Source organism: Amycolatopsis sp. NPDC021455 (genome assembly GCF_040640995.1).
GTDB lineage: Bacteria > Actinomycetota > Actinomycetes > Mycobacteriales > Pseudonocardiaceae > Amycolatopsis.
This window is the reverse complement of the sequence record NZ_JBFACT010000083.1, coordinates 18,805-31,672: the sequence shown is the minus strand read 5'-3', so window position 1 is coordinate 31,672 and position 12,868 is coordinate 18,805. Positions and strand designations below refer to the sequence as shown.

13 protein-coding genes are annotated in these 12,868 nt (G+C 69.5%); 6 read left to right on the top strand and 7 right to left on the bottom strand.

The window, feature by feature from the left end; genetic code table 11:
* Nucleotides 1-132: 132 nt before the first annotated feature.
* The 5 genes from AB0G28_RS43815 to AB0G28_RS43795 all read right to left on the bottom strand — a co-directional run bounded on the left by AB0G28_RS43815 (nucleotide 133) and on the right by AB0G28_RS43795 (nucleotide 4,562).
* Nucleotides 133-483: a VOC family protein gene (locus AB0G28_RS43815; RefSeq protein WP_361103745.1), complete on the bottom strand. Its 351-nt coding sequence runs from the start codon at nucleotides 481-483 to the stop codon at nucleotides 133-135.
* 25 nt (nucleotides 484-508) lie between these two features.
* Nucleotides 509-1,720 carry a cytochrome P450 gene (locus AB0G28_RS43810; RefSeq protein ID WP_361103743.1) on the bottom strand — a complete coding sequence of 404 codons (1,212 nt, stop codon included), beginning with the start codon at nucleotides 1,718-1,720 and terminating at the stop codon, nucleotides 509-511.
* Nucleotides 1,717-2,211 carry a hypothetical protein gene (locus tag AB0G28_RS43805; protein ID WP_361103741.1) on the bottom strand — a complete coding sequence of 165 codons (495 nt, stop codon included), beginning with the start codon at nucleotides 2,209-2,211 and terminating at the stop codon, nucleotides 1,717-1,719. Before AB0G28_RS43805 ends, AB0G28_RS43810 begins: the two co-directional genes overlap by 4 nt.
* Entirely contained in the window at nucleotides 2,208-3,794 is a 1,587-nt protein-coding gene (locus tag AB0G28_RS43800; protein ID WP_361103739.1) for a hypothetical protein, read from the bottom strand. Before AB0G28_RS43800 ends, AB0G28_RS43805 begins: the two co-directional genes overlap by 4 nt.
* 171 nt (nucleotides 3,795-3,965) lie before the next feature.
* On the bottom strand, nucleotides 3,966-4,562 hold the full coding sequence (locus AB0G28_RS43795; protein ID WP_361103737.1) for a TetR/AcrR family transcriptional regulator: 597 nt from the start codon (nucleotides 4,560-4,562) through the stop codon (nucleotides 3,966-3,968).
* Between the two features lie 69 nt (nucleotides 4,563-4,631).
* On the opposite strand from AB0G28_RS43795, the gene AB0G28_RS43790 reads away from it, so the two are divergent.
* Complete coding sequence (locus AB0G28_RS43790) at nucleotides 4,632-5,591, top strand: 2-dehydropantoate 2-reductase N-terminal domain-containing protein (RefSeq protein ID WP_361103735.1); 960 nt, start codon at nucleotides 4,632-4,634, stop codon at nucleotides 5,589-5,591.
* 113 nt (nucleotides 5,592-5,704) lie between these two features.
* Nucleotides 5,705-6,337, top strand: coding sequence for an SIMPL domain-containing protein (locus AB0G28_RS43785; protein WP_361103733.1), 633 nt, complete (start codon nucleotides 5,705-5,707; stop codon nucleotides 6,335-6,337).
* A gap of 78 nt (nucleotides 6,338-6,415) precedes the next feature.
* Here the strand turns inward: AB0G28_RS43785 and AB0G28_RS43780 are convergent, their stop codons facing one another.
* On the bottom strand, nucleotides 6,416-7,594 hold the full coding sequence (locus AB0G28_RS43780; RefSeq protein ID WP_361103731.1) for a hypothetical protein: 1,179 nt from the start codon (nucleotides 7,592-7,594) through the stop codon (nucleotides 6,416-6,418).
* Nucleotides 7,595-7,836: 242 nt separating this feature from the next.
* Here AB0G28_RS43780 and AB0G28_RS43775 point away from each other — a divergent pair, with 242 nt between their 5' ends.
* Nucleotides 7,837-9,087: a multidrug effflux MFS transporter gene (locus tag AB0G28_RS43775; protein ID WP_361103729.1), complete on the top strand. Its 1,251-nt coding sequence runs from the start codon at nucleotides 7,837-7,839 to the stop codon at nucleotides 9,085-9,087.
* A 109-nt stretch (nucleotides 9,088-9,196) separates the two neighbouring features.
* Nucleotides 9,197-10,297: a hypothetical protein gene (locus AB0G28_RS43770; RefSeq protein WP_361103727.1), complete on the top strand. Its 1,101-nt coding sequence runs from the start codon at nucleotides 9,197-9,199 to the stop codon at nucleotides 10,295-10,297.
* A gap of 9 nt (nucleotides 10,298-10,306) precedes the next feature.
* Here AB0G28_RS43770 and AB0G28_RS43765 read toward each other — a convergent pair whose 3' ends face one another.
* Nucleotides 10,307-10,723: a hypothetical protein gene (locus AB0G28_RS43765; protein ID WP_361103725.1), complete on the bottom strand. Its 417-nt coding sequence runs from the start codon at nucleotides 10,721-10,723 to the stop codon at nucleotides 10,307-10,309.
* A 236-nt stretch (nucleotides 10,724-10,959) separates the two neighbouring features.
* Between AB0G28_RS43765 and AB0G28_RS43760 the strand changes: the two genes are divergently transcribed.
* Together AB0G28_RS43760 and AB0G28_RS43755 are read left to right on the top strand one after the other, a co-directional pair.
* Nucleotides 10,960-12,168, top strand: a complete 1,209-nt coding sequence (locus AB0G28_RS43760) for a histidine kinase (RefSeq protein ID WP_361103723.1) — start codon at nucleotides 10,960-10,962, stop codon at nucleotides 12,166-12,168.
* A complete protein-coding gene (locus AB0G28_RS43755; RefSeq protein WP_361103721.1) occupies nucleotides 12,165-12,836 on the top strand; it encodes a response regulator transcription factor in 672 nt (223 codons plus the stop codon). The genes AB0G28_RS43760 and AB0G28_RS43755 overlap by 4 nt, the downstream gene beginning before the upstream one ends.
* Nucleotides 12,837-12,868 lie beyond the last annotated feature (32 nt).

The window sequence follows — 12,868 nt, the reverse complement described above, 5'->3', positions numbered from 1 at the left end:
GTGGCGTTCGGTGCGTCCAACGCACCCAATGTGGCGTTCGGTGCGTTGGACGCAACCAACGCCACATTGGGGCGGTCGATCGGGTGATGGCCCCCGCACGATCCTCGATGGCACTGTCGGAAACCACGGCCCTCAGGCGTTCGGGACGGCGATGTATTCGAAGACGGAACCGTCCGGGTGCCTGGCCACCAGCCGTTCCCCGTTGGGCCCCGCCGAGGGCCCCTCGATGATCTCGCCGCCGGCCCGTTCGATGTCCCGGACGACAGGGGCGACATCGAACACGAGGATGGTCGCGGTCCGGTCGGTGTAGCCTTCGGCACCTTCTGCCCGCAGCAGCAGGAATGGGCCGACACTGGCCAGTTCCACGCTCCCGTGACCGAACTTCTGCACCTCCTCGGCACCGGAAAGTGCTTGGTAGAGCGGGATGGCCTTGTCCAGGTCGTCCACCACGACCCTCGCCAGTACCTTCGCGATGTTGGGCACTGCTGCTCCCGTCGTCGTGACCGCGCTACCAGGCGACCGGCAGCGAATGGACGCCGTAGGTCACATTGGACCGGCGGTAGGACACCTCGTCGAAGCCGATCGCCGGCTTCAGCGACGGGAACCTCTTCAGCAAGGCGGGAAACGCGACGTGCATTTCCATCCTGGCGAGAGGCAGGCCCACGCAGTGATGGACGCCGTACCCGTAGGCGAGGTGGGTCCGTGGCGGCCGGTCGAAGTCCAGCTCGTCCGGCCGCACGAACCTGGCCGGGTCGCGGTTCGCCGACGGCAGCGACACGAGCACCTGCTCGCCGCGGCGGATCACCGTCCCGTTCACCAGCACGTCGGCGGTGGCCGTGCGGATCTCGCCGTGGTGCGGGATGCAGACGTAGCGGACCAGTTCGTCCACAGCGGACCCGACGATCGCCGGATCGTCGCGGAGCCGGGCTAGCTGCGCGGGGTGGCGCAGCAGGGCCAACGTCCCGATACCGAGCATGTTGGCGGTCGTCTCGTGGCCGGCGACCAGCAACAGGTTGCCGATCCCCACGAGCTCTTCGTCGGTCACCTCCGAGCCGTACCGCCGGATCACTCTCCCCAGCAGGTTGTCGCCGGGATCGGCCCTGGTGGCCACCACGTGAGCGCGCATCCCGGCGCGCAGCGCGTCCCGGGCCGGGATCAGGGTCTCGAGGCTCGCCATGACGTCGGTCATGATCCTGGTCAGGGCGGCGAAGTCGAACGCGTCCGGGTCAAGTCCGAGCAGTTCGCAGATGAGCATCGAGGGCACCGGAAGGGCGAACAAGGCGACCAGGTCGACCGGCGGTCCGGCGGCGGCCATCGCGTCGAGCCGCTCCTCGACGATTTCGGTGAACCTCGGCCGGAGGGCACGCATGCGCGGTTCGGTGAACTCGCCCGCGATCATCCGCCGCAGCCGGGTGTGCTCCGGCGGATCGCATTCGATGAACGTCCCCGGTTGCTGCGATCGCAGCTCTTCGGCCAGCGTCCGGTCCTCCGGCTCCGGCAGCACGATCCCGAGCGGCGTCAGCTCACTGCTGAACCGGGGGTCGCCGAGCACTTGGCGTGCGTCGTCGAACCGGGTGATGAGCCAGACCTCGTCGCCGCCGTTGAGCGGCACCCGGGACACCGGCCGCGTGGCGCGGAGCTCGGCGAATTCGGGATCCGGGTCGAACGGGCATCCCGCGGCACGCCGGTACGGCAGCGGCAGGGTGTCGGCCGCGGTCACGGGAGGTCGTTCCCGGATCCGGCTTCCGGCACCTGCACGGTCCAGTGGCAGCTGCGCTCGCCCAGTTCGTGCTCCACCGTGACGCCGAGCTTGTCCGCCGTCCGGTGATGCAGATCGACGCAGTATTCGCACGGCCGCCGCAGGGTCAATTCGACGCCCTGGGCCTGCGCGCGCTCGCGGTAGTCGTAGATACCGCAGCGGCGGACGGCGAGCGAAGTGCTGCGCGGCTCGTCGGTCCGGACCGTGTCGGAGCCGTAGACGTCGAGCATGGTGGCCAGCCCGGTCAGCAGATCACGCGCGCGCTCGGCCGGGTCCTCGATGCGGTTGAGCATGGCCGCGGCGTTGATGCCGGCCACGTGGTCGGTCCACGCGGGCAGCCCGTCGGCGCCGAGGTACTTCTCGATCGCCGCCTGGGTCCGGAAGTAGACGCCGAGGACGAACTGGGCTTTCTCCGCGTCGGTCATGGCGGATCCGGGTTCGGGAGAGCTCATCGGGCTCCTTCTGTCAGGGGGATCGCCGGTCGCAGACCGGTGGTGGCTTCGATCTCGGCGAGCGAGACGCGGACGACCTCCGCGATCGGCGGGGGAAGCCGGTCGGTCATGGCGTGGTCGTCCAGATCGACCAGCCGGGAGAGTTTCCAGCCGAGGTACGAACCGAGGGAAGCCAGCGGCGGCAGCGCCGGGACCGTCCGCACGGAAAGGTGGTGGCCGTCGAACAGGCCGGCCAGCCGCCGTCGTACCGCGTCGAGGCCGGGCGGCTCCGGTTCGCGATCGGTGGTGAGCAGGCACACGACATCGGGGCCACGAAGGACGAGCATGTAGTTGAGGACGGTGAAGTGCCCGGCTTCGGGGCTGTTTTCGGCCCACAGCACCGATTCCACGTCCTGCTGGCGGAAGCCGTGGCTGCCGAGGCGCATGACGTCGTGGACGCGCCCCAGCGTCCGCACCACCGGGAGCGCCACCCCGCACGGGCAAGGGGTCACGGACACCTCGACCAGGTCACCGGTCCGATAGCGCAGCAGGGGACGTGCGCGCAGGTCGAGACAGGTGACCACCAGTTCGCCTTCGTCGTGATCGCCACGGATCGGCCGGATCCCCTGGGAGTCGGCCAGCTCGAACAGGTAGCTCTGCACCTGGAGGTGCAACCTGCCCTGCTCACAGGTGGCCGCCGTCGTGCCCGTCTCCGACGAGCCGAAGCTGCCCACGAAGGCTTTCGCCCCCGTCAGCCGCTCCAGATGCCGCAGCAGCGACGGGCCGGCCTGTTCGGCCATGAGCAGCAGCCGGCGGAATCGGGGCAGCGGCTCTCCGTGCCGGTACGCGAAATGCAGCATCTCCAGCAGACGCGAAGGGGAACCGACATAGGTGCTGATCGAGAGTTCACGCAGCAACCGCAGGATCCGGGTGTAGTCGCCGGTGACGTTGTCGACCCACAAGCGGAGCGAGAGCACGCCCAGGTACTCCATCACCTTTTCGAACTGGTACCCGGCCGGTGCGAACGGGCCGTTGATCAGGATCAGCGCGGAGTCCGCCGGAGTGAGCACCCGGCACCACATCTCGCCGATATTGATCGTGTTCGCGGCGAGGTCGTCCAGTGCTTTCGGCGCGGCCACCGGGTCGCCGGTGGTTCCCGAGGATTCGTAGTAGTGCAGGAACTCGCCTATCGGGCGGGTGAACACCGCACTCGAGCCGGACCGGAACTCCGCCTGGCCGAGGACAGGGAGTTCAGCCAGCATCTTCTCGACGAAGACGGCCGGCTCGTCCGCACGCGCCCGCACCACGGTCTCCTCGTCGCGCCAACCGGCGAGCACACTCCCGAACTGCCGGGAATCCGCGGCGGCGACAAGCGTGCGAACGAGTTTGTCCGCGTGCAAAGCGGGAAGATCCTCTTCGCCCGCGTGGACCCGGCGGACCGCGGCGATCTGACGCTCCACGAAATCCGCATGGCCGGCGCGTACTTTCGCGTCACTGAACAACATACGAACTCCATTTGTCACCGACGGAAAGGCGCAATTGCCGAGCACGTCCGGAACGTCAAGAACGAATATGAGAAACAACGACTCCACCTGCGTTGCCATCGCACTCTATCGCCGGCCGCGGCCGCGACGCACCAAAAAGGACCGGCAACCGACGGGAAGTGCCCGTTTACCTTGCCGAAGTTGCCCGTCCGGACTTCGACACCGCTTCGGGTGTTCGACGTGCCGGCTCTTCCACGGGCAGAAGCGGGGACTTCACCGACGTTCTCGTGGTCACCCGGACCCGGCACCCGGGGGCCGGCGCAGCCCGTCGAGCACGAGGGTGATCACGTCGTCGGCCTCGGCCCGCCAGTCCGGGCGGTCGTGCGCCGCGCCGATGCCGTGCAGGGCCATCATCAGGGCACCGGCACCCACGTCGTCGCGGATGGCGCCGTCCCGCACTGCCGCGGCGACCAGGTCGGTGACCACCTGCTCCAGCGCCCGGCTGCCTTCGGCGAGGGCACCCGACCCGGTGGCCATGAGCGTGGCCAGCGTCCGGGCCAGACCCTGGTACGCGGCGATGTAGCCGACCATGCCCCGCAGGAAGCTCGCCAGGGCCTCACCCGCGGGCAGGGTGGCCTGCAGCTCGCGGGCACGGTTGCACAACGTCGTGACTTCCTCGCGGTAGACGGCCTCGGCCAGCGCCTCCCGCGTCGGGAAGTGACGGTACAGCGTGCCGGTGCCCACGCCGGCCAAGCGGGCGAAGTCGTCGAAGCGCAGGTCGTAGAAGTCCCCGGCGTCGAAGATCTCCCGCGCTTTGGCCAGCACCGCGTCGCGGTTGCGCCGGGCGTCGGCACGCAGCGGCTTGCCCGCCTTGCCTTCCGTTGACAACCGGGGCCCACCTCCCTACGTTGATAAGTGGAGATGACCTCCAATTTCATCATAGCCCACGAGGTGCGCGTGAAGATCCTGATGTTCGGCCGGGGCGTGATCGCCACGGTCTACGGCTGGGCGCTGGAACAGGCCGGGCATGACGTCGAGTTCTACGTCCGGCCGGGCCGCGCGGCGGCGTACGGAGACACGGTGGAACTCGATCTGTTCGACACGCGGCGGCGCATCTGGGGACAGCGCGTCGTCCGGACATGGCCGGTGCGCTACCGCGAAGAGCTGGAGCCGGACCACGATTTCGACCTGATCGTGCTGAGCGTGCCGCACCACCGCCTCACCGAGGCCGCGGACTTTCTGGCCCCGCGCACGGGAAACGCCACGGTGCTGGTGTTCGGCAACATCTGGGCCGAGCCGCTGGCCGCGATCGGCGCTCTGCCCGTCGACCAGGTCGCGTGGGGCTTCCCGCAAGGCGGCGGTGGCTTCGGCGAAGACGGCGCGCTCCACGGGACACTGCTGCCCTCGGTCATCTTCGGCACCCTCGACCAGCCACCGAACGAGCGTGCGCGGGCCGTGCGACGGGCGTTTCGCGATGCCGGATTCCGGTTGCGGGAGAAGCACGATTTCCGCGGCTGGCTGTGGCTCCACTTCGTGGCGGACGCCGGCCTGCACTCGCAGGGCTTGCGGCTGGGGACGTTGGCCGAACTGGCGGGCGAGACAGCCGACTTGCGCGAGGCGCTGCTGGCCGCCCGCGAGCTTCTGCCGGTGCTCGAGGCGCGCGGTGTCGACCTGCGCCGCCACCGGCGTGCGGTGCTGGGATTCCGGGCGCCGACCTGGCTGACGGCCCCCGCGCTCGCCTGGCTGACCACTCACGTCCCGCCGGCGCGCCGGGCTCTCGAGTCCCACGCCGACCCCGCGGCCCAGGAGCCATGGGAGGTCTGCCGGGACGCCCTGGCCGAAGCACGACGGCTGGGCATCGCGGTACCACGGCTGGAAGCGGCGGAACCGAGCTTCGCCGGCAAGGGAGACGCCTGAGCGAGTAGCCGCGAGGCTCGGCCCGGTGCGGTGGCCGAGTACGTGGGCGGCGGTCTCCGCGCTTCTCCGCCGGGCGAGTTCACCCCGCCCCGGTTCCTGGTTGACTTGGGCCCATGCAGATGATCGAACGCCCGTGGGGCGTGACGGTACACGGTGCCGCGAGCGTCAAGGCGGCCCCGGACCTGGTGCGGGCGCGGTTCAAGGTCGTGTGCCTGGAGCAGAAGCCGTCGGACGCCTTCGAGTCCGCGGGGATGGCCGTGCACGAGATCCGCTCGACGCTCCGGCGACACGACGTCCCGGACGCCGGGGTGGAAAGCTCGCGGATCGAACTCCGCGGCAAATGGGAGTACGGCCAGCAGCGGAAGTTCCTGGGCTACGAGAGTTCGGCCTCGTTCGTCGTGGAGTCGGCGGCACTGGACGACCTGCCGTCGTTGCTGACCGACCTGGTCTCCGCCGGCGCGAACGAGATCGAGGGCGTCGACTTCGACATCCGCGACAAGCCGGCGCTCCGTGCCCGGGCCCGGCGCGAGGCGGTCGCGGCGGCCAGGGCGAAGGCCGAGCTCTACGCCGAAGCGGCCGGTGTCAGGCTGGGCGCGGTGGTGCACATCGATGACGTCGATCCGGAAGAGAAGCCGCAGTACCGCGGGCACGGGGCCGGCGGCGCCGCAACGGCGGAAGACCTGGCGCCGGGACACGTGGTGGTGTCGGCGGCGGTGGTGCTCGGGTTCGGCATCGTGCCCGCGTAAGGAAGACTCGTGAGCGCTTTACCGGCCTGGTCACGGACACCGCCCTCGGGGTTCCGTGGTCCAGCCGATCAAGGCCGGTCAGGCGGAGACCTCTCGTGCCCATGGCGACGGGGGATCCAGCAGAGCGACGAGTTCCCTGGTGGCATCCGCAGCGCCTTGGCTGGCCCGCAGCCGACCGGCGAGCGCTCGCGCATTGCGCCGGGCCTCGTGGTCGGTGATCGCGGACTCGACGACCGCGCGGATCCGGGCCACGGACGCCTCGGCAGGCACCGAGCGTCCGACGCCGTACTCTTCGACGAATTCCCCGATGGGTTCCTGGTCGAAAGACGCGGCTTCCTGGTCGGCGGCCTTTCCCGTGACGCAGACCATGTTCAGGCCATGACTGAGCGCACGCATCGCGGTGCCGTGCCCGCAATGGGTGACGAGAAGTGACGCCAGGCGCATCAGCGGTCCGTGCGAGGCGAACTGCACGGCATACGCGTTCTCCGCGATGCTGAGCCGAGCCGGGTCGATGCCTCCGGTGGTGACCACCACGTGCACGGGTAGCTCGGCCAGGGCATCCAGCGAGCGCTGGAGTTTGCTGACGGAGACCTGCACGTCCGCGGTGCTGAAACTGACCAGGACGAGCGGCGTGGGATCGGCCGGGTCCCACGGCAGCCGGATCGGCGCCGCCCGGTCGTCGTCCTCGAAGATCGGCCCGCCGTAGCGCAGGTTCTTCAACCCTGTCCGGGGCGGTCCGTCGAACTGTTCGAGAGCGTTGACCTGGACCAGGTCGAGGTCTCCCCACAACTGCTCGAGTGGGGGCAGCGGATCGAACCCGCAACGCTGACGGGCTTCGCTCTGCGCTCCCATCATGTCGTTCCACCCGTCGATCGTCCGGTTGAGGAACGATTGCAGGATTCCCACCGTGGGAACGGCGAACCGAGGCGCGACTGCCAGCGCGGCCCCGAACATGGCGTCGATGACGACGACGTCCGGACGCTCCCTGGCCGCGACCGCCAGCAGTTCGTCGCCGACGGCCGGAGAGGTGAGGTAGGAAAAGATCCGCCCGCGCGGATGCCAGGAGTACCGGTCGGCGTGGACGTAGGACGTGCTCAGCTCGATGGTCCGGAAACCGGTGGGAGCAACCCGGTCGACCATCTCGGGCCGGCCGACGAACGACACCTCGTGCCCGTTCGCCACCAGGTCGCGACTGACCCCCAGGCCACAGGGCACGTTGCCGCCACCGTCGAAGCTGGCCCACAGAAACCTGGCCATCTCGCCATCCCCTTCACTCCGGCCCTCCGATTGCCGAGCTTGGTCGCCGACACACTCGGCAGAGCCTTCCAAGACACGGGTTCGGCAGGCAACGTGGTGCACGCGGAGTTCGTCAGGTCGAGCCGGGCGGTGCGGCCAGACCTGACAGACATGACCTCCCTCCGGCCGGAAAAGGGTTTCGTGGACCGACACTCGGGTGGTGACAGCAAGAAAACCGCCGGTCTCACGACGAGGGTGCGCCGATGCCTGAATCCCGCCGGCCACCGTCGATGGCCATCCTGATGCTCCTGATCGGAATTCCGCCGTTCGCCACGGACACCTACCTGGCGGCCATGCCGGCGATGGGTGCGTCCCTGGATGCTTCACCCGCGACTGTGCAGCTGACCTTGACCGGGTTCCTGCTCGGCGTGGCAGTCGGCCAGCTGGTGCTGGGACCGATCAGCGACGGCATCGGCCGCAAGCCGTTCCTCCTGGTGGGCAGCGCGGCTTTCGTCGTCCTTTCCGGGCTGGCGGCCGTTGCTCCCAACGGCGCGGTGCTCGTCACTGTCCGTATTCTGCAGGGGCTCGCCGCCGCTGCCGGAATCGTGTGCGGCCGGGCGGTCATCACGGACTACTTCCCCCCGGACCGGGCCGCCCGGCGGTTCGCGATCGTGGTCTCGGCCGGCCTGGTCGGTCCGGTCGTGGCACCGATGCTGGGCGGATTGATCCTCTCGGTCGGCACCTGGCGTGCGGTGTTCCTGTTCCTGGGTGCTCTCGGAGCCGTGATGCTGGCTGGCGTCGTCTTCCGCATCCCCGAAAGCCTTCCGCCACAACGGAGGCATCCGCGCAGTCTCGGGGCCAGCCTGACGCGGATGTCGGAGCTGTTGCGCGACAAGCTGTTCCGAGGTCATCTGGTCACATCGTGTCTGGCCATGGCCGGATTCTTCACGTACATCGCAGGCTCGTCCTTCGTCCTGCAGGACGTGTACGCCATCGGTGAATCGACTTACACCGCCATCTTCGCCACCAACGCACTGGCCATGGTGACGGCCAGCGTCACGTTCACGGCCCTGGTGAAGAGGATCAAGGCGACCACCCTGCGAGCGGTGGGCCTGGGCGGTACCGTCACCGCCTCCGCTGCCATGCTCGCCGTCGGGCTCCTCGGCGTGCCCGGGCTGCTGTGGGCATGGACGGCGCTGTGCGTTCTGACCGCGGGCATGGGCTTGGTACTCCCGGCGTCGATAGCGCTCGTCCAGAACGCGGGCCGGCGGTACGCCGGCACCGCGTCGGCGCTCCAAGGAGGGGCACAGATGCTGTGCGGCGCCTTGATCAGCCCACTCACCGGCCTGATCGGAACCTCCTCCGTGGTGGGAATGGCCACGGTGATGGTCGGGTTCATGCTCGCCTCGGCGGTGGCCGCCCGCTTCCTGACCCGCCCCGGCGGAGGCGCCAGGCAGGTGGTGGTCACCGGACCACGAAACGACGTCCGTGAACCGGTCCAAGAAGGCCGCTGACCCGGAAGGCCGGCTCGGCGTCGAGCAGGCCTTCGCACCCGAATTCGGCAACGGACCGGGGCGATCGAGGTAGCCTGGCCACCTGTGGCCCCGATCGAGGGAGTTGCCGGTGGACGTTTCCTCAGCCGTTCCCGAGGGGCTGCGCCCGGTGGTGACGACGTCGTCCGGAACGTTGCGGCTGGTGTTCGTTCCGCACGTCACGCGCCTGCTGACCAAGACGTGGGCCGGCAGCCTGGCCATCCCGTTCGCGGTGGCCGGCCCGCTGCTCGTCGTCGTGGTCCTGCCCGTGGTCGCCGTCTTCTTCGGCTGGGCCACGATGTGGCACACCGCCCTGGTGCTCGGCGGCGTCCTCCTCGCCCTCGGGCTGGTGCTGTCGGTGGTAGTGCCGTGGAGCCTGCGTTCCGGTGCGCGGTGGGTCGAGCTGGATCCGGCGGAGAACCCGGCGCGAGTGCTCGTCAAACGGCTGTCCGGGGCGACGCGGACCAGCGCGTTGCGGTCGATCGCCGTCATCGAACACGTGAAGCTCGCCGAACCCGCCGGTGTCGAAGTGGAGGTACGCACGGCGGACGAGACCGTCCGGAGCGCCGAACGGATCGACGTGGACGCCCACGCCCTGACGGAGTGGCTGAGCAGCCTGCCCGGCGTCGAGGTCGAACGCCGGAAGGTCGTCGACCGGGTCAACCCGACCCGCGACCGCTGGTGGCGGCGCCCGCAAGTCGCCGCGGTGTGGCAAGTACCCGCCGACGCCGTCCCCGTGATCGCGGACGAACTCGGTGTGCGCTGTGACGTCTTCGTACCCCGGGCCGCCGCCATGCAGGGGAACACCCACGCGATCGACGTCTACGACCCGGACGACGTCCAGGAGATCACCGACCAGCTCACCGGCGAAACCGTCGCGGCGTTCATGCTCCGCCGGCTGACGAGCTTCACGCGTGAGGCGAGGCTGCCCGTCGGCGACGACCCGCCGCTCCACCTCGTCAAGGACACCGGACTCGCCGACCGATACCGCACCGCGCTGCGGCAACTCCGCGATCCCGGCCCGGAAACCCACCCCTACGTCACATACGCGCAGTACTCGCTGTGCCGAGCCGTGCGCGGCGAGCCCATTCCGGCCGCAGGTCCACCACAATGGACACCACCGCCCGACTTCGAAGCGGTACTCGCCGCCTCGATGGCCGCCCCGTTTCCCAGGCCGACCCGATACGCCTGATATCGGCGTTCACAGAGATTCCTGTTCAGCGGTTCCGGACTGTGGGAACGGGTGGCGGACCAGTCGCAAGGCCAAGACCGTGCACACGACGGCGATGGGAATTTCCACGCATACGGCCATCACGATCGCGATGGCCAGCGCGCTCCCGGGTGCCGCCGCGGTGACGTCGAACCAGGCGTCTGTCAGGAGAAGCGCAGCGGCCGCGGTGGCGGTCAGCGCGCAGCGGTTGTCCGCCCGCTTCAGGAATCGACCGGTGGCGAACAAGGCCAATGCCTCGCAACTGTCCAGACCGACCCAGGCCAGAGCCCAGTGACTGTCCATCGCCTTCTCCGGCAAGGACATCGACAGATAGAGAACCCACGGGATCATGACCAAACCCGCGGTGGCGAAGACCCTGCCGACAGCGCCGCCGAGCGCTTCGCTCATGTCGGTGGTCTGACATTCGGGGCCCTGCTTCATGCCCGGGAACCCGCGAATTTCGGCGTTTCGCGAAGATCGATCATCGGTGCGTTCGTCATGGTCACGAACCTACGAACAGAATGCCATCCGTCGCGTCGGCCGGTGGATGTCACCGTTCCCCCGGCCGTCGGCCCGGGGGTGTACCGGGCGCGTACATCCCCGGGGCGACGCGCGAAGCCGATGCCGCTGAATACGATCTCCGTATGGAAGAGCTTCTCCAGCGTCTCTCGACATCGAAGCGCGTGACCTGGCTGATGTCACAGGCCGTGGTGCTGGCCACCGCCTGCTTCTACGCGGTGACGCTTTGCTGGTCGATCGCCCGGGTCCCGGACCACGACGGCCTGTTCCGGTTTCCGGGCCTCGGGCCCTTCCAGATGATCTGCCTGTGCGTCGTGCTCGCCCTTCCGGTCCTGCTGATGCGCCGTCTGCCGGCGGTGGTCTTCGCGGCGATCCTGGGCGAATCGGTCCTCGGCTACCTCTTCGGCGTGCGGTCCGAGGTCGTGTTCGTCCTGCTCGTCGTCTTGGCCGGGCACCTCGCCGTGCGGCGGCCGAAGGCTGCCGCCGCCGGCTCGGTCGCGGCCGTCGCGGCCGTGTTCGTCAACAACATCCACGTCTACCCCGGGGAGAACATCGGCGACACGGCCCAGTGGACCGGGCAGTACGCGTTGTGGTTCGCGGTCGCGTGGGTCTTCGGTGGGGTGTACCGCAAACGCCGTGAATACCTCGAAGCCCTGCACGAGCAGACCGCGGCCCGCACCGTCGTCACCGAGCGGCTGCGGATCGCCCGCGAACTGCACGACAGCGTCGCGCACAGCATCGGGATCATCACGGTGCTGTCGGGAGCGGCGGCGCGGGTCGTGGACACCAAGCCCCAGCAGGCGCGGCAGGCGCTGACCGGCATCGAGACCACCAGCCGCCAGACGCTGCTCGAGCTGCAGCGCATGCTCGGGGCGCTCCGCCGCGCCGAGCCGGACGACGCCATGCCGCAGGCCGCTCCGCTGGCGCCGGCCGGCAGCCTGGCCGACGTCTCGCAACTCGCCGAACACACGGCCGACGCCGGGGTGCGGGTCCACGTGACCTGGCAGGGCGAGCGGCGTCCGCTACCGCCGGAGATCGAACTGTCGGCGTTCCGGATCATCCAGGAGTCGCTGACGAACGTGGTGCGGCATTCCGGGGCACGGACGTGCCGGGTGGCGGTCGGATACGAGCCGGAGGAAGTGACGATCGAGGTGGTGGACGACGGGGACGACGGTCTCGGCGGGCCGGGCCGTCCCCGGCACTCGACGACGCCCGGCGGGAGCGGCTTCGGCCTGCTCGGCATGCGCGAGCGGGTGACGTTGCTGTCCGGCCAGTTCAGCGCCGGCCGGCGTCCGAAGGGCGGATTCCGGGTGGCGGCGAGGCTCCCGGCATGAGCGTGCGGGTCCTCCTGGTCGACGACCAGCCGCTGATGCTGGTCGGGCTCGCGATCCTGATCGGCGACACCGACGATCTGGCGGTGGTCGGCGAGGCCGGCGACGGCCGCGAGGCGATGCGTCTGGTGCGTGAGCTGCGGCCGGACGTGGTGGTGATGGACATCCGGATGCCGGGCATGGACGGGATCGAGGCGACCCGGCAGGCGACCGCCGAGCCGGACCCGCCCAAGGTGCTGGTACTGACGACGTTCGACGACGACGAGTACGTCTACGGCGCACTGCGCGCCGGCGCCAGCGGATTCCTGCTCAAGAGCATGGCCCTGAACGCGATCCTGGACGCGATCCGCGTGGTGGCGGCCGGCGACGCGTTGATCGCGCCGAGCGTGACCCGGCGGCTGATCGCGGACTTCGCCGGAACCTCCGGCCCCGCGGCCCCCGAACCGGCCGCGGACTCAGGTCTCGTCGCGGAGATCACCGACCGGGAGCGCGAGGTGCTGGCACTGGTCGGACAGGGCCTGTCGAACACCGAGATAGCCGAGCGGTTGGTGATCAGCGCGGCGACGGCGAAGACTCATGTCGCGCGCCTGTTCGCCAAGCTCGAGGCTCGGGACCGCGTCCACCTGGCGATCATCGCCTTCGAGGCCGGACTCGTGCCGCGTAGACGATAGGGCGGAACGATCGCCGGCCACGAGTTCGCCGC

Bases quoted from the DNA above. Each gene is read 5' to 3' on its own strand.
- AB0G28_RS43805 (WP_361103741.1), bottom strand. From the start codon at position 2,211: ATGAGCTCTCCCGAACCCGGATCCGCCATGACCGACGCGGAGAAAGCC.
- AB0G28_RS43800 (WP_361103739.1), bottom strand. From the start codon at position 3,794: ATGGCAACGCAGGTGGAGTCGTTGTTTCTCATATTCGTTCTTGACGTT.
- AB0G28_RS43785 (WP_361103733.1), top strand. From the start codon at position 5,705: ATGCAGATGATCGAACGCCCGTGGGGCGTGACGGTACACGGTGCCGCG.
- AB0G28_RS43780 (WP_361103731.1), bottom strand. From the start codon at position 7,594: ATGGCCAGGTTTCTGTGGGCCAGCTTCGACGGTGGCGGCAACGTGCCC.
- AB0G28_RS43775 (WP_361103729.1), top strand. From the start codon at position 7,837: ATGCCTGAATCCCGCCGGCCACCGTCGATGGCCATCCTGATGCTCCTG.
- AB0G28_RS43765 (WP_361103725.1), bottom strand. From the start codon at position 10,723: ATGAGCGAAGCGCTCGGCGGCGCTGTCGGCAGGGTCTTCGCCACCGCG.
- AB0G28_RS43760 (WP_361103723.1), top strand. From the start codon at position 10,960: ATGGAAGAGCTTCTCCAGCGTCTCTCGACATCGAAGCGCGTGACCTGG.
- AB0G28_RS43755 (WP_361103721.1), top strand. From the start codon at position 12,165: ATGAGCGTGCGGGTCCTCCTGGTCGACGACCAGCCGCTGATGCTGGTC.